The sequence below is a fragment of the Rathayibacter sp. AY1A5 genome (assembly GCF_002930875.1).
GTDB lineage: Bacteria > Actinomycetota > Actinomycetes > Actinomycetales > Microbacteriaceae > Rathayibacter.
In genome coordinates, this window is sequence record NZ_PSTM01000017.1 from 55857 (window position 1) to 74906 (window position 19050).

A 19050-nucleotide genomic window follows, 5' to 3' on the forward strand; every position below is an offset into this window, starting at 1 on the left:
ATGAGCGACGTGCTCACCATCGGACAGATCGACGCCTCCGGCACCGCCACCACGAAGGAGGCCGCTATCAAGGAGGCCGCCGACATGCTGGTCGGCGTCGGCGCGGTCACCCCCGCCTACTACGAGGCCATGCTCGCCCGCGAGGCGACCGTCTCGACCTACATGGGCAACCTGCTCGCCATCCCGCACGGCACCAACGACGCGAAGGACGAGATCCGCTCCTCCGCCCTCTCGTTCGTGCGCTATGCGCAGCCGATCGACTGGGACGGCAACGAGGTGCGCTTCGTCGTCGGCATCGCCGGCGTCGACAACGAGCACCTCGAGATCCTCTCCAAGATCGCGATCATCTTCTCGGAGGAGGACGAGGTGCAGAAGCTCCTCGACGCCCCGGACGCGCAGTCGCTCTACAGCCTGCTGGGCGAGGTCAACTCCTGATGCCCACCGCCGTCCACTTCGGCGCCGGCAACATCGGCCGCGGCTTCGTCGGCCTGATCCTGCACGGCGCCGGCTACGAGCTCGTCTTCGCCGACGTCAACTCCGAGCTGATCGGCCGCCTCGCCGCCGCCGACAGCTACGAGGTGCACGAGGTGGGGGAGGAGGCGGCCACGCACGTCGTCGACCGCTTCCGTGCGATCGACTCGGCCGCCGACGAGGAGGCGCTCGTCCGCGAGATCGCCGCCGCCGACATCGTCACCACGGCCGTCGGCCCGAACATCCTGCGCTTCGTCGCCCCCGTGATCGCGAAGGGCCTCGCGGCCCGCGACGAGTCGGCGCCGCGGCTGGCGGTCATGGCCTGCGAGAACGCGATCAACGCCACGCGCCTCCTGCAGACCGAGGTCGCCGCGAACCTCGGCGCGGACGAGTGGGAGCGCCTGCGCACCCGCGCCGTCTTCGCCGACACCGCGGTGGACCGCATCGTCCCGAACCAGGACCCGGGCCAGGGCCTGGACGTGACAGTGGAGAGCTTCTTCGAGTGGGTCGTCGACCGCACTCCGTTCGAGGGCACCGAGCCGGAGATCCCAGGCGCGACCTGGGTCGACGACCTCGAGCCCTTCATCGAGCGGAAGCTCTTCACGGTGAACACCGGCCACGCGACGGCCGCCTACACCGGCTTCGCGGCCGGAGCGCACAAGCTCTCCGACGCGCTGGCGATGCCCGAGGTGCACGACGCGGTCAAGGCCGCGCTCGAGGACACCAAGGCGCTCATCGTGGCCAAGCACGGCTTCAGCGACGAGGAGCAGCAGGCCTACCTCGAGAAGACGCTGAAGCGCTTCGCCAACCCGTACCTGACCGACACGGTCGACCGGGTGGGACGCCAGCCGCTGCGGAAGCTGTCGCGGCACGAGCGCTTCATCGGACCGGCGGCCGAGCTCGCCGAGCGCGGGCGCACGCCGGAGGGCCTTCTCACCGCGATCGGCGCCGCGCTGCGCTTCGACGTGCCCGAGGACCCCCAGAGCGTGGAGCTCCACGAGAAGCTGGCCGCGCTCACCCCGGAGGAGTTCGTGGCGGAGGTCACCGGCCTCACGGCCGAGCATCCGCTCTTCGACCGGGTCGTGGCGGTCGTCCGCGGCTAGTCCCGTGGCCGCACGGCGGTGAACGACGACGAGGTCCTCTGCTTCCCGCGGGGGACCTCGTCGTCGTCTGCGGCGGCTCGGGCGGAGCGCTAGAACAGCCGCCAGCGGGTGAGCGGCCAGGCCACGGCGAAGACGCGTCCGGTGACCCTGTCGATCGGCACGGTCTTCACGCACGTGTCGATCGGCCCGCCGGCGCCGCGGCACTCGCCGAGCGAGTCGTTGGAGTTCGACCGGTGGTCGCCCAGGACGAAGAGGGAGCCCTCGGGGACGGTGTACTCGTCGAAGCATCGGAGGGACGCGGGGCTCGTCGTGCAGTCGAGGGTCCCGGGGGTGAAGGGGAAGTCCTCGAACACGTAGGACTCGTCCAGCGGCTTCCCGTCGACCAGCACATGCCCCTCGGCGTCGCAGCAGGAGACGGTGTGGCCCCCCTCGGCGATCAGCCTCTTGACGAGGAACTCCTCGTGGGAGGGGCCGATGCTGGTGACGTCGCCGAACGTCTTCACGATCTCGGAGAGGGGGCTGCCGGCCTCGTCGCTCGCGCCCCAGTCGGCGTCGCGCGAGAAGACGACGATCTGGCCCTCCTCCGGCCCGCCCTGGAGGGCGAGGGTGCGGTCGACCAGGATGCGGTCGCCGAAGAATCCGCCGCCCTGGAGGGTGTTCTCCATCGAGCCGGTCGGCACCGTGTACACCTTCACGAAGAAGGTCTGCACCAGGGCGATGACCGCGATCGCCGCCAGGATCGTCACCACCGGGTGCGAGTACCAGCTCCGCCTCGCGGTCGCGGACCTCGTCGTGCGCGCCATGTGCTCTCCCTCCGGCTCGACGGAGCCAGCCTAGGCGGCGGCGGACGCAGGGCCGGGCAGGGGGCGCGCGTCGGGCGCGGAGGCGGAGGAGGGGGCGACACGCCCGAGGTGGCGGAGCGGCCGCGATTCGCGTAGCATCGACCCTTGGTGTTTTGCGCGTGCTCCGGCATGCCCGCGAACCCCGATCCGGGCTCTCGCCCGGTGGTGGCTCGTCGCGGAAACATTCGCACGACCAGTACACACACTACTTCCGAACGACAGTGAGGCTATGGCCAAAAAAGACGGTGTCATCGAAATCGAAGGTGCGGTTGTCGAGGCGCTCCCCAACGCGATGTTCCGCGTGGAGCTGACCAACGGACACAAAGTTCTCGCCCATATCTCGGGCAAGATGCGTCAGCACTACATCCGGATCCTCCCCGAGGACCGGGTGATCGTGGAGCTGAGCCCCTACGACCTGACCCGCGGCCGGATCGTCTACCGCTACAAGTAGACGTTCGCTCCGCTGACGTTCGCGACGTGCGTGTCCTGTAAGGAACGGCCCCGGCATCCGCCGGGAGCACGACGCCAGCGAAAACAAGGACAAGAACAATGAAGGTCAACCCCAGCGTCAAGCGCATCTGCGACCACTGCAAGATCATCCGCCGCCACGGCAACGTGATGGTCATCTGCAGCAGCAACCCCCGCCACAAGCAGCGCCAGGGCTAGTCCCGCTGCTTCCGCGAGGGAGCGCCGGGGCGGCGTGCCGCCCCCACTGCACAACTGAACACACCCGCAGCACCAGAAATCGCGCAGCACCCCGGCGACCCCGGGGTGGACGGCGAGGACACCTTCGGTCGGAGGCCGAGGCACCGGTGCTGCTTCACACCTCCACTCACTCACAGGAGAAGCCACAATGGCACGTCTGGCAGGAGTAGACATCCCGCGCGAGAAGCGCGTGGAGGTCGCACTGACCTACATCTACGGTGTCGGCCGCACTCGCGCGCTCAAGACCCTGAGCGACACCGGGATCGACGGCAACATCCGCGTCAAGGACCTCAGCGACGACCAGCTCGTCTCGCTCCGCGACTACATCGAGGGCAACTACAAGGTGGAGGGCGACCTCCGCCGCGAGGTCGCCGCCGACATTCGCCGCAAGGTCGAGATCGGCTCGTACGAGGGCCTCCGCCACCGTCGCGGCCTCCCGGTCCGTGGACAGCGCACCAAGACGAACGCGCGCACCCGCAAGGGACCCAAGCGCACCGTCGCCGGCAAGAAGAAGGCCGGCCGCAAGTAACGCGGGCGACACGGACCTAGAGGAGATACAGAATTGGCTACCCCCAAGTCGGCCGCGCGCAAGCCGCGCCGCAAGGAGAAGAAGAACATCGCTGTGGGCCAGGCCCACATCAAGTCGACGTTCAACAACACCATCGTCTCGATCACCGACCCCTCCGGGGCCGTCATCAGCTGGGCCTCGTCCGGCGGAGTCGGCTTCAAGGGCTCGCGCAAGTCGACGCCGTTCGCCGCCCAGCTCGCCGCCGAGTCGGCCGCGCGCCAGGCTCAGGAGCACGGCATGAAGAAGGTGGACGTCTTCGTGAAGGGCCCCGGCTCGGGTCGTGAGACCGCGATCCGCTCGCTCCAGGCCGCAGGCCTCGAGGTCGGCTCGATCAACGACGTCACCCCGCAGGCGCACAACGGCTGCCGCCCGCCCAAGCGTCGTCGCGTCTAAGCAGCACTCGCAGCCGTCGGCCGGCCGCACGAACCGCCTCCGGGCGGGGAGTGCGGCCGACCGGCGGATCGCGCATTTCTTTCACAACTCCACACCTCGCAAACGCACGTGTCATATAGCGGACACGTGATCGAAAGGAATCATCAGTGCTTATCGCACAGCGTCCGACGCTCACCGAGGAGAACATCTCGGAGTTCCGTTCCCGCTTCGTCATCGAGCCCCTCGAGCCCGGCTTCGGCTACACGCTCGGCAACTCGCTGCGTCGCACCCTGCTGTCCTCCATCCCCGGCGCTGCTGTCACCAGCATCCGGATCGACGGAGTCCTGCACGAGTTCACGACCGTCCCGGGCGTCCGCGAGGACGTCACCGAGATCATCCTGAACATCAAGGGACTCGTCGTCTCCTCCGAGCACGACGAGCCGATCACCGCCTACCTGCGCAAGCAGGGAGCCGGCCAGGTCACCGCCGCGGACATCTCGGCTCCGGCCGGTGTCGAGATCCACAACCCGGAGCTCGTCATCGCCACGCTGAACGACAAGGCGAAGTTCGAGCTCGAGCTCACGATCGAGCGCGGCCGCGGCTACGTCTCGGCGACCCAGAACCGCAGCGAGTTCTCCGAGGCCGGCCAGATCCCGGTCGACTCGATCTACTCGCCCGTGCTGAAGGTCACCTACCGCGTCGAGGCCACCCGTGCCGGCGAGCGCACCGACTTCGACCGCCTGGTCGTGGACGTGGAGACGAAGGCGGCGATCTCGCCGCGCGACGCCATCGCCTCCGCCGGACGCACGCTGACCGAGCTGTTCGGTCTCGCCCGCGAGCTGAACAACGCGGCCGAGGGCATCGAGATCGGCCCCGCGCCGGTCGACGCGGTCCTCTCGACCGAGCTGTCCATGCCCATCGAGGACCTCGACCTCTCGGTGCGCAGCTACAACTGCCTCAAGCGCGAGGGCATCAACAACGTCAATGAGCTCGTCGCCCTCTCGGAGACGCAGCTCATGAACATCCGCAACTTCGGTCAGAAGTCGGTGGATGAGGTCAAGGAGAAGCTGACGGAGCTCGGCCTGTCGCTCAAGGACTCGGTCCCCGGGTTCGACGGCGCCCACTTCTACAGCTACGACGACGAGAGCATCTAGGTCCTCCGCTCCGGAGCCCCGGCTCCTCGCGTCCGACCTGCTGACACCCCTTTAGTACTGGAGTAAACCCATGCCCAAGCCCACCAAGGGCCCCCGCCTCGGAGGCGGACCCGCACACGAGCGCCTGCTGCTGGCGAACCTGGCCGCGGCCCTGTTCACGCACAAGAGCATCAAGACGACCGAGACCAAGGCCAAGCGCCTTCGTCCGCTCGCCGAGCGCCTGGTGACCTTCGCCAAGCGCGGCGATCTGCACGCCCGCCGTCGCGTCCTCGCGACGATCGGCGACAAGTCGGTCGTCCACGAGCTCTTCACCGAGATCGCTCCGCTCGTCGCCGAGCGCGAGGGCGGCTACACCCGCATCACCAAGATCGGCCCCCGCAAGGGAGACAACGCGCCCATGGCCGTGATCGAGCTCGTCCTCGAGCCCGTCACGCCCAAGGCGAAGAAGTCGCGCACCGCCACGGCGCCCGTGTCCGCTCCGGTGGACGAGGCCCCCGCCGAGGAGACCACTGCCGAGGAGACCCCCGTCGAGGAGGCGCCCGTGCAGGACGCTCCCGTCGAGGACGCCGCGCAGGACGCTCCTGTCGAGGAGACCGGCGCGACCAAGTAGTCACGCCCCCTCTCCCGAGAGCCCTCCGTCCCCTCCGGGGCGGGGGGCTCTCGTCGTTCCACGGGGCCGAGTGGCGCGAATCGTCGCTTACGATGGCACGGCTGCGCTCGTCGGGTGCGGCCGCGTCACGACCGGCGCTCCCGGGGTCCGCCCCGACGATCCTCGGAGGACTCCTGTGCGACTGCCCTCCTCGGCTGCTGCGGCGCTCCTCGCCCTGGCACTCGCGGGCGGAGTGAGCGGCTGCGCCTCCGGCGAGGTGATCGACGTGCCGGAGTCGGCGGGCCTCGCGAGCACGCCTCCGGTACCGTCGGCCGCACCGACCGTGCCCTCCGTGCCCTCCGTGCCGTCGAGCGAGGGCGTGGACTGCGCGACCGCTCTCCCCGCCTCCCTCGTCGAGCAGGAGGCCGGCTCGACGGCGGGCACCGTGTCGATCACCGCCGCGGAAGACACGTGCTCCTACGCCGTCGACGGCGGCGATCCGGTCGTCGTGCTGACGCTGCACCGCGGGCCCCTCGTCGAGACCTTCACCGGTGCGGGCGAGGCGCTCGGCGCCGTGCCGGTCTCGCTGGGCACGGCCGCCTACGGGGTGCAGGGCATCGCCTCCGCTCCCTCCGAGCTGGCCGTGCTCGCAGGCGGCGGGGAGGCGCGGATCGTCTCCTCGGTCGGCGAGCAGTCGACGCTGGTCGGCTGGGCGGTCTCGGCCCTGGCGACCGTCGACGTCCCGCTCGCGGTCGCCTGAGCCGCGACCACGGCGCGCTCTACACTCGTCTGATGCTCCACCGCGTCCGCCTCGACCTGGCCTACGACGGCTCGCACTTCTCCGGGTGGGCCAAGCAGCCCGGCCTCCGCACCGTGCAGGGGGTGCTCGAGGAGTCGCTCGCCCTGGTGCTGCGCTCCGAGCAGCACCCGACCGTGACGGTCGCCGGGCGCACCGACGTCGGCGTGCACGCCAGCGCCCAGGTCGCCCACGTCGACCTCACCTCCGAGCAGTGGGGCCGCATCAGCACCGGCCGGCGCCGACCGGGGGAGGAGCCGTTCCCGCCCGCGTCGATCCTGGAGCGGCGGCTCCGCGGGATCCTCGGGCAGTACACCGACGTCTCGGTGCACCGGGTGACGGAGGCGCCGGAGGGGTTCGACGCGCGGTTCTCGGCGCGCTGGCGGCGGTACGAGTACCGGCTGGCCGACGCCTCCTCGATGCGCCACCCGCTCGACCGCACGTACACCACCTGGATCACCGACTCCCTCGACCTCGACGCGATGTCGGCCGCGGCCCGCTCGCTCCTGGGCCTGCACGACTACGCGTCGTTCTGCCGTGCCCGCGCAGGGGCCACCACCATCCGGAGCCTGCTCGACTTCACCTGGGAGCGAGACGCCGACGGAGTCCTGCACGCCCACCTGCGCGCGGACGCCTTCTGCCACAGCATGGTGCGGGCCCTCGTGGGGGCGTGCGTCGCGGTCGGCGCCGGGAAGCTCGAGGCGGGGGCGGTCCCGCTGCTCCGGGACGCCGCCAGACGGACCAACGCGTTCGCGGTGATGCCGGCCCGCGGCCTCATCCTCCGCGAGGTCGACTACCCCGAGGACGACGCGCTCGCCGAGCGGGCCCTGCTCACCCGCGCGAAGCGCACCGTGCGGACCGAGGGGCCGGACCCGGAGGACTCGGAGTGAGGCGAGGGCGCGCGCCCGCGCCCCGCGACCCGTGGCGGCTCGGGTCGCACCTCCCGCCGCCGGAGCCCCTGCCGCCACGATCCGTGCTTGGCCGCACGGGGGCTTTGCTGTAATGTCGGCCCTTGGTGTTTTCGGCCGTGTGCCGAGCGCCCGAAGTTGAGCCCTCCACCGGATCGGTTCGGCCCCTCGCGGGTCGAACGGCCACGGAGCGGGATCCACGAACACCTCACTCCGACCAGAAAGCAGCACTCACGTGACTCGCACTTTTTCTCCGAAGCCGGCTGACGTCCAGCACGACTGGATCGTCATCGACGCGTCCGACGTCGTGCTCGGCCGTCTCGCCACCCACGCCGCGGCGCTCCTGCGCGGCAAGCACAAGGCCACCTTCGCGCCGCACATGGACATGGGCGACTTCGTCATCATCGTCAACGCGGAGAAGGTCGCCCTCACCGGCCAGAAGCTCCTCCAGAAGAAGGCCTACCGCCACTCCGGCTACCCGGGCGGCCTCTCGGCCACCACGTACGCCGAGCTCCTCGAGAAGAACCCGGTCCGCGCCGTCGAGAAGGCCATCCGCGGCATGCTCCCCAAGAACTCCCTCGGCCGCGCCCAGCTGCGCAAGCTGAAGGTCTACACGGGATCCGAGCACCCCCACGCGGCCCAGCAGCCGCAGGCGTACGCCTTCACCCAGGTCGCCCAGTAGGCTCCGGCCCTCCCCGACATCCCAGACTTCGAAGACAAAGGATCACCTACACCGTGGCGAAGATCGCAGACCAGATCGACGTGGCTCCCGAGAGCTACTCCACCGAAAGCCCGGCCACCGAGGCGTCCACGACGCCCCGCGCCGTCCTCAACGTCTCCGGCGCAGCCGTGGGCCGACGCAAGCAGGCCATCGCCCGCGTGCGCCTCGTCCCCGGCAACGGCGGCATGACCGTCAACGCCCGCGAGTTCGCGGAGTACTTCCCCAACAAGCTGCACCAGCAGCTGATCACCGACCCCTTCAAGGTGCTCGACCTGATCGGCTCCTACGACGTGGTCGCCAAGATCACCGGCGGCGGCCCCTCCGGCCAGGCCGGCGCGCTGCGCCTCGCCATCGCCCGTGCCCTCAACGAGATCGACCGCGAGAACAACCGCGCGATCCTGAAGAAGGCGGGCTTCCTGACCCGCGACGCCCGCGTCATCGAGCGCAAGAAGGCCGGTCTCAAGAAGGCCCGCAAGGCGTCCCAGTTCTCGAAGCGCTAGTCGACGCGGCCTGACGGCCGCACGACCAGCAGCTCGAGAAGGGACTGCGCACCATGCCGCGCCTGTTCGGAACAGACGGCGTCCGTGGCCTCGCTAATCGCGAGGTCACGGCCGACCTGGCTCTCGGCCTCGCCCAGGCGGCCGCCCGTGTACTCGGAGCGGCCGCCCGGGCCGAGGGCCGTCGGCCCGTCGCCGTGCTCGCCCGCGACCCCCGCATCTCCGGTCAGTTCATCGGAGCCGCGGTCGCGGCGGGTCTCGCGAGCGCTGGAGTCGACGTGCTCGACGCCGGCGTCATCCCGACGCCCGCCACCGCCTACCTCATCGCCGACGAGAACGCCGACTTCGGCGTGATGATCTCGGCCTCGCACAACCCCGCCGCCGACAACGGCATCAAGTTCTTCGCCGCCGGCGGACGCAAGCTCCCGGACGAGCTCGAGAACCGCATCGAAGCGGCCCTCGGAGTCCCCCCGCTCACGCCGACCGGAGCCGACGTCGGCCGCATCACCCGCTTCTCCGACGCGGAGGACCGTTACGTCCTTCACCTGCTCGGATCCCTCGAGGGCACCCGTCTCGACGGCCTGCACGTGGTCATCGACTGCGCGCACGGCGCCGCCGCCGGCATCTCGCCCCAAGTGTTCACCGACGCCGGAGCGACCGTCACCGTCATCGGCAACGACCCCGACGGCCTCAACATCAACGACGGAGTGGGCTCCACCCACCTCGACAACGTCGCCGACGCCGTCCGCGCGGCCGGCGCCGACATCGGCATCGCCCACGACGGCGACGCCGACCGCTGCCTCGCAGTGGACGCCCAGGGCCGCATCGTCGACGGCGACCAGATCATGGCGATCCTCGCGACAGCCATGGCCCGCCGCGGCGCCCTCCGCGACGACGTCCTCGTGGCCACCGTCATGAGCAACCTCGGCCTCAAGCTCGCCATGCGCGCCGCCGGCATCCGCGTCATCGAGACCGCGGTCGGCGACCGCTACGTCCTCGAGGCGATGAACGACGGCGGCTACTCGCTCGGCGGGGAGCAGTCCGGCCACGTCATCATGAGCCGCTACGCCACCACCGGCGACGGCGTGCTCACCGGCCTCCAGCTCGCGGCCGAGATGGCCCGGACCGGACGCACGATCGCCGACCTGGCCGCCGTCATGTCCGTCTTCCCGCAGACCCTCCTCAACGTGCGCGGCGTCGACCGCGAGGGCGTCCGCGACGACGAGGTCATCGCCTCCGCCGTCGCCGACGCCACCGCCGAGCTCGGCAGCGACGGCCGTGTGCTCCTGCGCCCCTCCGGCACGGAGCCGATGGTGCGCGTCATGGTCGAGGCGAAGACGCAGGAGACGGCCGACCGCCTCGCCGAATCGCTCGCCGCGGTCGTGCTCGAGCGGCTGCGTTCTTAAGGAGCCGCTCCCTGCGCGGCTCCTCGCGGTCGGCCTGGAGAGGTGGTCGCGATGGGTGGAGCGGGGTGCGTTCGCCGCGCGGGAATCGCTTGGCACGCGATTCCCACGACGGCTCGTGGGTTGGGCCGCTCCCTGCGCGGCTCCTCGCGGTCGGCCTGGAGAGGTGGTCGCGATGGGTGGAGCGGGGTGCGATCGCCGCGCGGGAATCGCTTGGCACGCGATTCCCACGACGGCTCGTGGGTTGGGCCGCTCCCTGCGCGGCTCCTCGCGGTCGGCTTGGGGAGGTGGTCGCGATGGGTGGAGCGGGGTGCGTTCGCCGCGGGTGAATCGCTTGGCACGCGATTCTCACGACGGCGGTGTTCGTTACGGGGGCCGCTCCCTGCGCGGCCCCTCGCGGTCGGATTCGCGAGGTGGTTGCGATGGGTGGAGCGGGGCGCGTTCGCCGCGGGTGAATCGCTTGGCACGCGATTCCCACGACGGCTGTGTTCGTTGCGGGGCCGCTCCCTGCGCGGCCCCTCGCGGTCGGCTTGTGGAGGTGGTCGCGCTGGGTTGAGCGGGTCGCGGTCGCCGCGCGTGAATCGCTTGGCACGCGATTCTCGCTGACGGCTGTGTTCGTTGGTGGGCTGCTACTTGCGCGGCCCCTCGCGGTCGGCTTCGCGAGGGGGTTGCGCGGGCGGAGCGTGTCGCGGTCGCCGCGCGGGAATCGCTTGGCACGCGATTCACGCGGACGGCTGTGTTCGTTGCGGGGCCGCTCCCTGCGCGGCCCCTCGCGGTCGGCTTGTGGAGGTGGTCGCGCTGGGTGGAGCGGGTTGCGGCCGCCGCGCGTGAATCGCTTGGCACGCGATTCCCGCCGACGGCTCGCGGGTGGTCCCGAGCCTGCACCGATCCTGCGGTGGAGGGGTTCGAGGAGGTCGGTGGCTGCGCGGTGCGCGCGGCGGCGAACAGCGACCGGGGGCGCGGTCAGATCTTGCGGAGGAGGACCGAGGAGACCGTGTGATCGGCCTGCTTGCGGAGGACCAGGCTCGCGCGGGAGCGGGTGGGGCGCACGTTCTGCAGCAGGTTCGGCTCGTTGATCGCGGCCCAGATGCTCCGCGCGCGCTCACGGGCCTCGTCCGGACTGAGCGCCGCGTAGCGGTGGAAGTAGGAGTTCGGATTCGCGAACGCGCCCTGCTGCAGGGTGAGGAAGCGCTCCTCGTACCAGCGCGCGATGTCGCTGGTCCGGGCGTCGACGTAGACGGTGAAGTCGAACAGGTCGCTGACCGCCAGGCCGTGACCGGGCACCGGCGGCTGCAGCACGTTCAGGCCCTCGACGATCAGCACGTCCGGCCGCCGCACGACGATCTCGGCGTCGGGGACGATGTCGTAGGAGAGGTGCGAGTAGAACGGCGCGCGCACCTCCGCGGCCCCGCCCTTCACCTCCGAGACGAAGCGCAGCAGCGCCCGCCGGTCGTACGACTCGGGGAAGCCCTTGCGGCTCATCAGACCGCGGCGCTCCAGCTCGCGGTTGGGCAGCAGGAAGCCGTCGGTGGTCACCAGCTCGACGCGGGGCGTGTCCTCCCAGCGGGCGAGCAGCTCCCGCAGCAGGCGCGCGATCGTCGACTTGCCCACCGCGACCGACCCCGCGACGCCGATCACGAACGGAGTCGGCTGCGCGCGCTCCCCGAGGAACGTGCTCGTCGCGCGGTGCAGGTGCCGCGCGCCACCGGCGTACAGGCTCAGCAGGCGCGAGAGCGGCAGGTAGACCTCCGCGACCTCGGAGAGGCTCAGCCGGTCGCCCAGCCCCCGCAGCTGCACGACCTCGGTCTCCGTTAGCGGCAGCTCCGTGGTGCGGGCGAGCTCGGCCCAGTCGGAGCGGACGATCTCGACGAAGGGGGAGGGGTGCGCGTCGCGTGCGGGATCGCGAGGAGACGACGGCATGGGGACCGATCCTAGCGTCCGCCCCGCCGGGTGCCCGACGCCGCGGGAGGCGCCTCCGCGCCGCTTAGAATCGAGCGCATGTGTGGAATCGTTGGATACGTCGGTGAGCGCGACAGCCTGGCCGTGCTGCTCGGGGGCCTGAAGCGTCTGGAGTACCGCGGCTACGACTCGGCCGGCGTGGCCGTGATCGACGCCGACGGGCAGCTCGACAGCCGCAAGCGCTCGGGCAAGCTCAGCGTCCTCGTCGACGACCTCGAAGCGCACCCGCTGGCCGAGGGCACCACGGGCATCGGCCACACCCGCTGGGCGACGCACGGCGGCCCGACCGACCGCAACGCCCACCCCCACCTCGCGGACGAGGGCAGGCTCGCCGTCATCCACAACGGCATCATCGAGAACTTCCAGCCGCTCAAGGAGCAGCTGCTCGCCGAGGGCGCTGTCTTCGAGAGCGAGACCGACACCGAGGTCGCCGCGCACCTGATCGCCCGCGAGTACCGCCGCACCGGCGACCTCGTGCTCGCCTTCCAGGCCGTCGTCGCGCACCTCGAGGGCGCGTTCACCCTGCTCGCCCTGCACCAGGACCAGCCCGGCGTGGTCGTCGGCGCGCGCCGCAACTCGCCGCTCGTGATCGGCCTGGGCGACGGGGAGAACTTCCTCGGCTCCGACGTCGCGGCGTTCGTCGAGTTCACCCGCCGCGCGGTCGCCATCGGCCAGGACCAGATCGTCACGATCACCCCGGAGCTCGTCACGGTGACCGACTTCTTCGGCAACCCCGTCGAGACCGAGCCGTTCGAGATCGCCTGGGACGCGTCGGCGTCCGAGAAGGGCGGCTGGTCGAGCTTCATGGCGAAGGAGATCACCGAGGGCCCCGAGGCCGTCGCGAACACGCTCCGCGGCCGCATCCACGAGGGCGCGATCACGCTGCCCGAGCTCGACGCGCTCGGTCCGGTGCTGACGGAGATCGACCGCATCACGATCATCGCCTGCGGCACGGCCGCCTACTCGGGCATGGTCGCCAAGTACGCGATCGAGAAATGGGCGCGCGTCCCCGTCGAGGTCGAGCTCAGCCACGAGTTCCGCTACCGCGACCCGGTGCTCACCCCGCGCACCCTCGTCGTCTCGATCAGCCAGTCCGGTGAGACGATGGACACGCTGATGGCGGTCAAGTACGCCCGCGAGCACGGCGCCAAGACGCTCTCGGTCTGCAACACCCAGGGCGCGACGATCCCACGCGAGTCGGACGCCGTGCTCTACACGCACGCGGGCCCGGAGGTGGCGGTCGCCTCGACCAAGGCCTTCGTCGCCCAGATCGCGGCGCTCTACCTCTTCGGGCTGCACCTGGCCGCGGTGCGCGGTGCCGCCTCCACCGAGCTCGTCGCCTCGCAGGCGGCTCAGCTCGCCGCGATCCCGGAGAAGCTCTCCCGCGTGCTCGACGCCTCCGACGACATCGCCCAGCTGGCCGGCTGGATGGCCGACACCCGTGCGGTGCTGTTCCTCGGCCGCCACGTCGGCTACCCGGTGGCGCTCGAGGGCGCGCTGAAGCTCAAGGAGCTCGCCTACATCCACGCCGAGGGCTTCGCGGCGGGCGAGCTCAAGCACGGCCCGATCGCACTGATCGAGCCTGGCCAGGTCGTCTTCGTGATCGTGCCGAGCCCGAGCGAGTCGTACGAGCTGCAGCGCAAGGTGATCTCGAACATCCAGGAGATCAAGGCCCGCGGCGCCCGCGTCATCGCGATCGCGGAGCAGGGCGACACGGCCGCGATCCAGATCGCCGACGAGGTCGTGCCGATCCCGCTCGCCGACCCGCTGTTCGAGCCGCTGCTCGCCGTCACCCCGTTGCAGATGTTCGCGATGGAGCTCGCCGCCGCCAAGGGCCTCGACGTCGACCAGCCGCGCAATCTCGCCAAGTCGGTCACGGTCGAGTGATCGAGCCGTGATCGTGGGGATCGGGGTGGACGTCGTGGACCTCGCGCGCTTCGAGCGCTCGCTGACGCGCACGCCCCGGCTCCGCGACCGGCTGTTCGCCGAGAGCGAACGCTCGCTCCCCGTCGCCTCGCTGGCGGGCCGCTTCGCCGCCAAGGAGGCGCTGATCAAGGCGCTCGGCGACTCCGTGGGCGCCCGCTGGCACGACATGGTCGTCGAGCGGGACGAGCACGGGAATCCGTCCTTCGCGCTGCACGGCCCGGCCCGGGCGGCCGCGGAGGCGCGCGGGATCACGCGCGTGCACCTCTCGATGACGCACGACGCGGGCGTGGCCTGCGCGTTCGTGGTGGCAGAGTCGTGAGCGTCCCCGCGTCGTACCGAGAGGCGGTGATCGACGTCGACGCGATGGCGGCGAACGCCGCGCGTCTGCGCGAGCTCACCGGCGCCCGCCGGCTGATGGCCGTCGTCAAGGCCAACGGCTACGGGCACGGCGCCCTGGCCGCGGCGCAGGCGGCGCTCGACGGCGGCGCGGACGCCCTCGGCACCGCGGAGCTGCGGGAGGCCGTGGCCCTGCGCGAGGCAGGCGTCGTCGCTCCGATCCTCTGCTGGCTGCACGACCCCGGCGAGGACTTCGACGCGGCGCTCGAGCACTCGATCGACGTCGCCGTCTCCTCGGTCGACCAGCTCGACACGCTCGCGCAGTCGGCGGAGGACCGCGGCGTGCGCGCGGCCGTGCAGCTCAAGGTCGACACGGGCCTCAGTCGCAACGGCGCCGCGGAGGAGGAGTGGCCGCACCTGGCGGAGGCGCTCGCCCGTCACAGCGCTCGCGGCACCGTCCACCTCACCGGGCTGTTCTCGCACCTGTCCAACACCTCGCGCGAGGACGACCTCGCCCAGCTCGCGCTCCTCCGCCGCGCCGAGGCCGTGCTGGCGGCGCACGGGGTGCAGGCGCCGGTCCTGCACCTCGCGGCGACGGCGGCGGCGCTGCGCCTCCCGGAGGCCCGCCTCGACATGGTGCGCAGCGGCATCGCCCTCTACGGACTCTCGCCGTTCGAGGACGAGACCTCGCTCCAGCTCGGGCTCGTCCCGGCGATGACGCTGCAGGGCCGCGTCGCCGGCGTCCGCCCGGTGCCCCACGGGACCGGCGTGAGCTACGACTACACCTGGCGGGCCGAGGGCGGGACGACCCTCGCGCTCGTGCCGTTCGGCTACGCGGACGGCATCCCGCGGAGCGCCTCCGGCGTCGCGGAGGTCTCGATCGGCGGCCGCCGCCACCGGATCGCCGGGCGGGTCGCGATGGACCAGTTCGTCGTCGACGTGGGGGATGCGAGCGTCGCGACGGGCGACCCGGTGACGCTCTGGGGCGACCCGACGACCGGCGTCCCCTCGGTAGACGAGTGGGCGCGGTGGTGCGGCACCATCAACTACGAGCTGGTCACCCGGCTCGGGCCGCGGGTCCAGCGGCGGCTGCTGAGCGCGGCGGACGGCCGTGCCTGAGCGCTCCTGGTTCGCGGACCGCGTCGTCGAGGTCGCCGATCCGGAGGCCATGGCGGAGCTCGGCCGCGAGCTCGGCCGAGTGCTGCGCGCCGGCGACCTGCTGGTGCTGACCGGGCCGCTCGGCGCGGGCAAGACGACCTTCACGCGCGGGCTCGGCGAGGGCCTCGACGTGCGGGGTCCCGTGACGAGCCCCACCTTCGTGATCGCGCGGACGCACCCGCCGCTGCACGACGGGCCGCCGCTCGTGCACGTCGACGCCTACCGCGTGGGCTCGCCGGTCGAGCTCGACGACCTCGACCTCGATCTGGCGCGCTCGGTGGTCGTCGTGGAGTGGGGCGCCGGGATGCTGGACGGCGTCGCGGAGTCCTGGCTCGACGTGGTCATCGAGCGGCCGACCGCCGGCTCCGACGCCGAGGAGGGCGAGGAGCCGATCGAGCCGCGGACCGTCCGCTTCCGCGGCACCGGCTGGAGCTGAGCCCGCGGGTACCCTGGACGCGTGCTCCTCGCGATCGACACCTCCTCCGGAACCTCCGTCGCCGTCGTCGACTCCGCGGGCGCCGTGCGCTCGGAGCGCACCGAGACCGACACCATGCGCCACGCGGAGGTGGTCGGCCGGCTGATCCAGGAGGCGCTCGAGGCGGCCGACGTGGCTCCCGGGGGCATCGAGGCGGTCGCCGTGGGCATGGGCCCCGGCCCCTTCACCGGCCTCCGGGTCGGGATCGCCGCCGCCCGGGCCTTCGCGCTCGGCCGCGGCGTCCCCACCCTCCCCGTGGTCTCGCACGACGCGATCGCGCTCGCCGCGCTGCGGCACGGGCGCGCCGCGGGCTTCCTCGTCGTCACCGACGCCCGCCGCCGAGAGCTGTACTGGAGCGCCTACGACGGGCTCGACGACCAGGGCCTCCCCGTCCGTCTCGCCGGCCCGGGCCTGGACAAGCCGCCGGCCCTCCCGCATCCGGAGCTCCCGCGCCTGGAGGCCGAGACGGTCTCCGCCGGCGAGCTCGGAGTCGTGGCCGCCCGCCTGCGCGCGGCCGGTCGGCCCGGCGCCGCGGACGAGCCCCTCTACCTCCGCTCGCCCGACGTCACGCTGTCCGCCGGCCCCAAGCGGGTGACCGCATGAGCGAGGCCGTGCTCCGCGACGCGCAGGCGGACGACCTCGACGCTGTCATGGCGATCGAGGAGTCCGAGTTCGCCGGCGACGCCTGGTCGCGCGGGATGATGGCGGAGGAGATCCGGAGCCGTCACACCCGGTACCTGGTCGCCGAGCAGGACGGCGAGGTGGTCGGCTACGCCGGGCTCCTCTGCCCCGTCGGCGCCCACGAGGGCGACGTGCAGACGATCGCGGTCGTCGCCCGGGTCCGCCGCACCGGCCTCGGCCGCCGACTGCTGCGCGCGCTCCTCGAGGCGGCCGGCGAACGCGGCGCCCGCGAGGTCTTCCTCGAGGTCCGCGCCGACAACCCCGCCGCGCAGACCCTCTACCGCTCGGAGGGCTTCGAGGAGATCGGCGTCCGCCCCGCCTACTACCAGCCCGACGGAGTGGACGCGATCGTGATGCGCCTGCCGCCGACCCCGACCCAGGAGACCCCGTGAGCACCGGACCCCTCGTCCTCGGCATCGAGACCAGCTGCGACGAGACGGGGATCGGCATCGTCCGCGGCACGACGCTGCTCTCAAACACCATCGCCTCCTCGATGGAGGAGCACGCCCGCTACGGCGGCGTCGTGCCCGAGGTGGCCGCCCGGGCGCACCTGGAGGCGCTCGAGCCCGCCCTGCACGCGGCGCTCTCCGAGGCCGGTGTCGCGCTCGGCGACCTGGACGCGATCGCGGTCACCAGCGGACCGGGACTCTCGGGCGCCCTCATGGTCGGCGTCGGAGCGGCGAAGGCGCTCGCCGTCTCGCTCGGCCTGCCGCTCTACGCCGTGAACCACCTCGTCGGCCACGTGGGAGCCGATGTCCTCCGTGCAGACGGCAGCGAGGGCAGCCCCGTCGAGGTGCCGACGATCGCGCTGCTGGTCTCGGGCGGGCACACCTCGCTCCTGCACGTGCGCGATCTGGTGTCGGACGTCGAGCTGCTCGGCGAGACCATCGACGACGCCGCCGGCGAGGCCTTCGACAAGGTGGCGCGAGTCCTGGGCCTGCCCTATCCGGGCGGACCGCAGATCGACCGGGTGGCGGCGGACGGGGACCCGAAGGCGATCCGCTTCCCCCGCGGGCTCAGCCTGCCGAAGGACCTCGAGCGCCACCGCTACGACTTCTCGTTCTCAGGGCTGAAGACCGCGGTCGCCCGCTGGGTCGAGAAGCGCCAGGACGCGGGGGAGGAGGTGCCCGTGGCCGACGTCGCGGCGAGCTTCCGCGAGGCGGTCGCCGACGTCCTGCTCACGAAGGCGCTCGCCGCCTGCCGCGACCGGGGCGTGCCGCGCCTCCTGCTCGGCGGCGGCGTGGTCGCCAACGCCCGGGTGCGCGCGCTGGCGGAGGAGCGGTGCGCGGCCGCGGGAGTGACCCTCCGGATCCCGGCGCTCTCGCTCTGCACCGACAACGGCGCGATGATCGCCGCACTGGCGGCGCAGCTGATCGAGGCGGGGCATCCGCCGTCGGGGCTCGGCTTCGGGGCCGACTCGACCCTCCCGGTCACCGAGATCCAGGTCCGCTGAGGCCTCTACCGGGCGGCGGCCGGGCCGCGCAAGCGCCGTCCAGCTTTTTGACAGGCGGATCGTGCCACTGCCACTCTTGGCCGCATCCGCTCGTTCCTGACCCTGGGGGATTCCATGACCACTCCGTACACGCCCGCGTCCGACCGCTACAACATCCTGGCGATCATCGGCTTCATCGCCTCGTTCTTCGTCTCCATCGTGGGCATCGTGCTGGGCTTCATCGCCCTGTCGCAGATCAAGCGCACGGGGGAGAAGGGCCGCGGCCTCGCCCTCGCCGCCGTCATCATCGGCTTCGTCGCGATCATCATCACCATCATCTCGTTCGTCGCGCTCTTCTCGATCGCGGCGACCATGCCCTCGACCGGGTACTGATCGACACGCCTCCGAGGCTCGGGGGCGCCCGCACCACCAGGAGGACACCGTGACCGACGACACCGCGCCCGGACCGCAGACCGGACCGGCGCCCGCGCCGTTCGCCCCTCCGCTCGGCGAGCCGTCGGCGGCCTACCCGCCGCCGACGGCCGCCGCCGATCCCTACCCCGGTCTCCCGCCCCGCCGCCCGCCGATGAATCCGCTCGCGGTCGCGGCTCTGGTGTGCGGACTGCTGGGGCTGGCGCCCGCCGCCATCGTCCTCGGCCACATCGGCTTCGCCCAGGCCCGACGCTCCGGACAGCGCGGACGCGGTCTCGCGGTCGCCGGCTTCGTGCTGGGCTACCTCGCGATCGTCCTCGCGGTGATCGCCTACCTCGCCTGGACGGCCTTCGTCGGCGACCTGCGCGACGGCGGCTACCTGCCCGCGTGAGCGGACGGAACCCCTCCGCCGCCGCCCGGGTGCTGGCTAGACTCGCGCCATGAGCGACGACAGCACCCGTCCCGGCCCCGGCTCCGACGAGCAGCACGGCTCCGTCCCGGTCCCGCCGGCCCCGCCCGTCC

24 protein-coding genes are annotated in these 19050 nt (G+C 71.8%); 22 read left to right on the forward strand and 2 right to left on the reverse strand.

Annotated elements, in window-relative coordinates; translation table 11 throughout:
• On the forward strand, window positions 1-435 hold the full coding sequence (locus tag C5B98_RS12420) for a PTS sugar transporter subunit IIA (RefSeq protein ID WP_104224996.1): 435 nt from the start codon (window positions 1-3) through the stop codon (window positions 433-435).
• Window positions 435-1574 (forward strand): mannitol-1-phosphate 5-dehydrogenase, encoded by a 1140-nt coding sequence (locus tag C5B98_RS12425; RefSeq protein WP_104317833.1) that lies wholly within the window; start codon window positions 435-437, stop codon window positions 1572-1574. The genes C5B98_RS12420 and C5B98_RS12425 overlap by 1 nt, the downstream gene beginning before the upstream one ends.
• An 89-nt stretch (window positions 1575-1663) precedes the next feature.
• Here C5B98_RS12425 and lepB read toward each other — a convergent pair whose 3' ends face one another.
• Window positions 1664-2377 (reverse strand): signal peptidase I, encoded by a 714-nt coding sequence (gene lepB / locus C5B98_RS12430; protein WP_104224998.1) that lies wholly within the window; start codon window positions 2375-2377, stop codon window positions 1664-1666.
• Window positions 2378-2645: 268 nt separating this feature from the next.
• Between lepB and infA the strand changes: the two genes are divergently transcribed.
• The 11 genes from infA to glmM all read left to right on the forward strand — a co-directional run bounded on the left by infA (window position 2646) and on the right by glmM (window position 10132).
• Window positions 2646-2867: a translation initiation factor IF-1 gene (gene infA, locus C5B98_RS12435; protein ID WP_022883252.1), complete on the forward strand. Its 222-nt coding sequence runs from the start codon at window positions 2646-2648 to the stop codon at window positions 2865-2867.
• A gap of 98 nt (window positions 2868-2965) precedes the next feature.
• Window positions 2966-3082, forward strand: a complete 117-nt coding sequence (gene rpmJ / locus C5B98_RS12440; RefSeq protein WP_055787164.1) for a 50S ribosomal protein L36 — start codon at window positions 2966-2968, stop codon at window positions 3080-3082.
• 187 nt (window positions 3083-3269) lie between these two features.
• Window positions 3270-3650, forward strand: a complete 381-nt coding sequence (gene rpsM / locus C5B98_RS12445) for a 30S ribosomal protein S13 (protein WP_068251511.1) — start codon at window positions 3270-3272, stop codon at window positions 3648-3650.
• Window positions 3651-3683: 33 nt separating this feature from the next.
• A complete protein-coding gene (rpsK, locus tag C5B98_RS12450) occupies window positions 3684-4082 on the forward strand; it encodes a 30S ribosomal protein S11 (protein ID WP_055787170.1) in 399 nt (132 codons plus the stop codon).
• Window positions 4083-4228: 146 nt separating this feature from the next.
• On the forward strand, window positions 4229-5215 hold the full coding sequence (locus C5B98_RS12455; protein ID WP_104224999.1) for a DNA-directed RNA polymerase subunit alpha: 987 nt from the start codon (window positions 4229-4231) through the stop codon (window positions 5213-5215).
• A gap of 70 nt (window positions 5216-5285) precedes the next feature.
• A complete protein-coding gene (gene rplQ / locus C5B98_RS12460) occupies window positions 5286-5825 on the forward strand; it encodes a 50S ribosomal protein L17 (protein WP_104225000.1) in 540 nt (179 codons plus the stop codon).
• 175 nt (window positions 5826-6000) lie between these two features.
• The gene (locus tag C5B98_RS12465; RefSeq protein ID WP_104327880.1) at window positions 6001-6564 is read left to right on the forward strand and encodes a hypothetical protein; all 564 of its coding nucleotides are present in this window, start codon (window positions 6001-6003) and stop codon (window positions 6562-6564) included.
• Window positions 6565-6596: 32 nt separating this feature from the next.
• On the forward strand, window positions 6597-7490 hold the full coding sequence (locus C5B98_RS12470; protein WP_104263582.1) for a tRNA pseudouridine(38-40) synthase TruA: 894 nt from the start codon (window positions 6597-6599) through the stop codon (window positions 7488-7490).
• Between the two features lie 253 nt (window positions 7491-7743).
• Window positions 7744-8190 carry a 50S ribosomal protein L13 gene (gene rplM, locus C5B98_RS12475; protein WP_104225003.1) on the forward strand — a complete coding sequence of 149 codons (447 nt, stop codon included), beginning with the start codon at window positions 7744-7746 and terminating at the stop codon, window positions 8188-8190.
• A 53-nt stretch (window positions 8191-8243) separates the two neighbouring features.
• On the forward strand, window positions 8244-8729 hold the full coding sequence (gene rpsI / locus C5B98_RS12480) for a 30S ribosomal protein S9 (RefSeq protein ID WP_104225004.1): 486 nt from the start codon (window positions 8244-8246) through the stop codon (window positions 8727-8729).
• A 53-nt stretch (window positions 8730-8782) separates the two neighbouring features.
• Window positions 8783-10132, forward strand: coding sequence for a phosphoglucosamine mutase (gene glmM / locus C5B98_RS12485; RefSeq protein WP_104225005.1), 1350 nt, complete (start codon window positions 8783-8785; stop codon window positions 10130-10132).
• Between the two features lie 960 nt (window positions 10133-11092).
• On the opposite strand, the gene coaA is transcribed toward glmM, so the two are convergent.
• Window positions 11093-12049 carry a type I pantothenate kinase gene (gene coaA / locus C5B98_RS12490; protein ID WP_104225007.1) on the reverse strand — a complete coding sequence of 319 codons (957 nt, stop codon included), beginning with the start codon at window positions 12047-12049 and terminating at the stop codon, window positions 11093-11095.
• A 78-nt stretch (window positions 12050-12127) separates the two neighbouring features.
• Here coaA and glmS point away from each other — a divergent pair, with 78 nt between their 5' ends.
• The 9 genes from glmS to C5B98_RS12535 all read left to right on the forward strand — a co-directional run bounded on the left by glmS (window position 12128) and on the right by C5B98_RS12535 (window position 18919).
• Window positions 12128-13975 (forward strand): glutamine--fructose-6-phosphate transaminase (isomerizing), encoded by a 1848-nt coding sequence (gene glmS, locus C5B98_RS12495; RefSeq protein WP_104227413.1) that lies wholly within the window; start codon window positions 12128-12130, stop codon window positions 13973-13975.
• Window positions 13976-13982: 7 nt separating this feature from the next.
• Entirely contained in the window at window positions 13983-14333 is a 351-nt protein-coding gene (locus C5B98_RS12500) for a holo-ACP synthase (RefSeq protein ID WP_104225009.1), read from the forward strand.
• 26 nt (window positions 14334-14359) lie between these two features.
• Window positions 14360-15469: an alanine racemase gene (gene alr, locus C5B98_RS12505; protein ID WP_258063513.1), complete on the forward strand. Its 1110-nt coding sequence runs from the start codon at window positions 14360-14362 to the stop codon at window positions 15467-15469.
• Window positions 15470-15518: 49 nt separating this feature from the next.
• On the forward strand, window positions 15519-15944 hold the full coding sequence (tsaE, locus tag C5B98_RS12510) for a tRNA (adenosine(37)-N6)-threonylcarbamoyltransferase complex ATPase subunit type 1 TsaE (protein ID WP_104277925.1): 426 nt from the start codon (window positions 15519-15521) through the stop codon (window positions 15942-15944).
• A 21-nt stretch (window positions 15945-15965) separates the two neighbouring features.
• Window positions 15966-16586, forward strand: coding sequence for a tRNA (adenosine(37)-N6)-threonylcarbamoyltransferase complex dimerization subunit type 1 TsaB (gene tsaB / locus C5B98_RS12515; RefSeq protein WP_104327882.1), 621 nt, complete (start codon window positions 15966-15968; stop codon window positions 16584-16586).
• On the forward strand, window positions 16583-17056 hold the full coding sequence (rimI, locus tag C5B98_RS12520; RefSeq protein WP_104227416.1) for a ribosomal protein S18-alanine N-acetyltransferase: 474 nt from the start codon (window positions 16583-16585) through the stop codon (window positions 17054-17056). Before tsaB ends, rimI begins: the two co-directional genes overlap by 4 nt.
• On the forward strand, window positions 17053-18117 hold the full coding sequence (tsaD, locus tag C5B98_RS12525) for a tRNA (adenosine(37)-N6)-threonylcarbamoyltransferase complex transferase subunit TsaD (RefSeq protein ID WP_104225013.1): 1065 nt from the start codon (window positions 17053-17055) through the stop codon (window positions 18115-18117). The genes rimI and tsaD overlap by 4 nt, the downstream gene beginning before the upstream one ends.
• Window positions 18118-18231: 114 nt before the next feature.
• Entirely contained in the window at window positions 18232-18489 is a 258-nt protein-coding gene (locus C5B98_RS12530) for a DUF4190 domain-containing protein (protein WP_104225014.1), read from the forward strand.
• 49 nt (window positions 18490-18538) lie between these two features.
• Window positions 18539-18919 carry a DUF4190 domain-containing protein gene (locus C5B98_RS12535; protein WP_104234159.1) on the forward strand — a complete coding sequence of 127 codons (381 nt, stop codon included), beginning with the start codon at window positions 18539-18541 and terminating at the stop codon, window positions 18917-18919.
• Window positions 18920-19050: the final 131 nt, after the last annotated feature.

Bases quoted from the DNA above. Each gene is read 5' to 3' on its own strand.
- C5B98_RS12420 (WP_104224996.1), top strand. From the start codon at position 1: ATGAGCGACGTGCTCACCATCGGACAGATCGACGCCTCCGGCACCGCC.
- C5B98_RS12425 (WP_104317833.1), top strand. From the start codon at position 435: ATGCCCACCGCCGTCCACTTCGGCGCCGGCAACATCGGCCGCGGCTTC.
- lepB (WP_104224998.1), bottom strand. From the start codon at position 2,377: ATGGCGCGCACGACGAGGTCCGCGACCGCGAGGCGGAGCTGGTACTCG.
- infA (WP_022883252.1), top strand. From the start codon at position 2,646: ATGGCCAAAAAAGACGGTGTCATCGAAATCGAAGGTGCGGTTGTCGAG.
- rpmJ (WP_055787164.1), top strand. From the start codon at position 2,966: ATGAAGGTCAACCCCAGCGTCAAGCGCATCTGCGACCACTGCAAGATC.
- rpsM (WP_068251511.1), top strand. From the start codon at position 3,270: ATGGCACGTCTGGCAGGAGTAGACATCCCGCGCGAGAAGCGCGTGGAG.
- rplQ (WP_104225000.1), top strand. From the start codon at position 5,286: ATGCCCAAGCCCACCAAGGGCCCCCGCCTCGGAGGCGGACCCGCACAC.
- C5B98_RS12470 (WP_104263582.1), top strand. From the start codon at position 6,597: ATGCTCCACCGCGTCCGCCTCGACCTGGCCTACGACGGCTCGCACTTC.
- glmM (WP_104225005.1), top strand. From the start codon at position 8,783: ATGCCGCGCCTGTTCGGAACAGACGGCGTCCGTGGCCTCGCTAATCGC.
- coaA (WP_104225007.1), bottom strand. From the start codon at position 12,049: ATGCCGTCGTCTCCTCGCGATCCCGCACGCGACGCGCACCCCTCCCCC.
- glmS (WP_104227413.1), top strand. From the start codon at position 12,128: ATGTGTGGAATCGTTGGATACGTCGGTGAGCGCGACAGCCTGGCCGTG.
- tsaE (WP_104277925.1), top strand. From the start codon at position 15,519: ATGGCGGAGCTCGGCCGCGAGCTCGGCCGAGTGCTGCGCGCCGGCGAC.
- rimI (WP_104227416.1), top strand. From the start codon at position 16,583: ATGAGCGAGGCCGTGCTCCGCGACGCGCAGGCGGACGACCTCGACGCT.
- C5B98_RS12530 (WP_104225014.1), top strand. From the start codon at position 18,232: ATGACCACTCCGTACACGCCCGCGTCCGACCGCTACAACATCCTGGCG.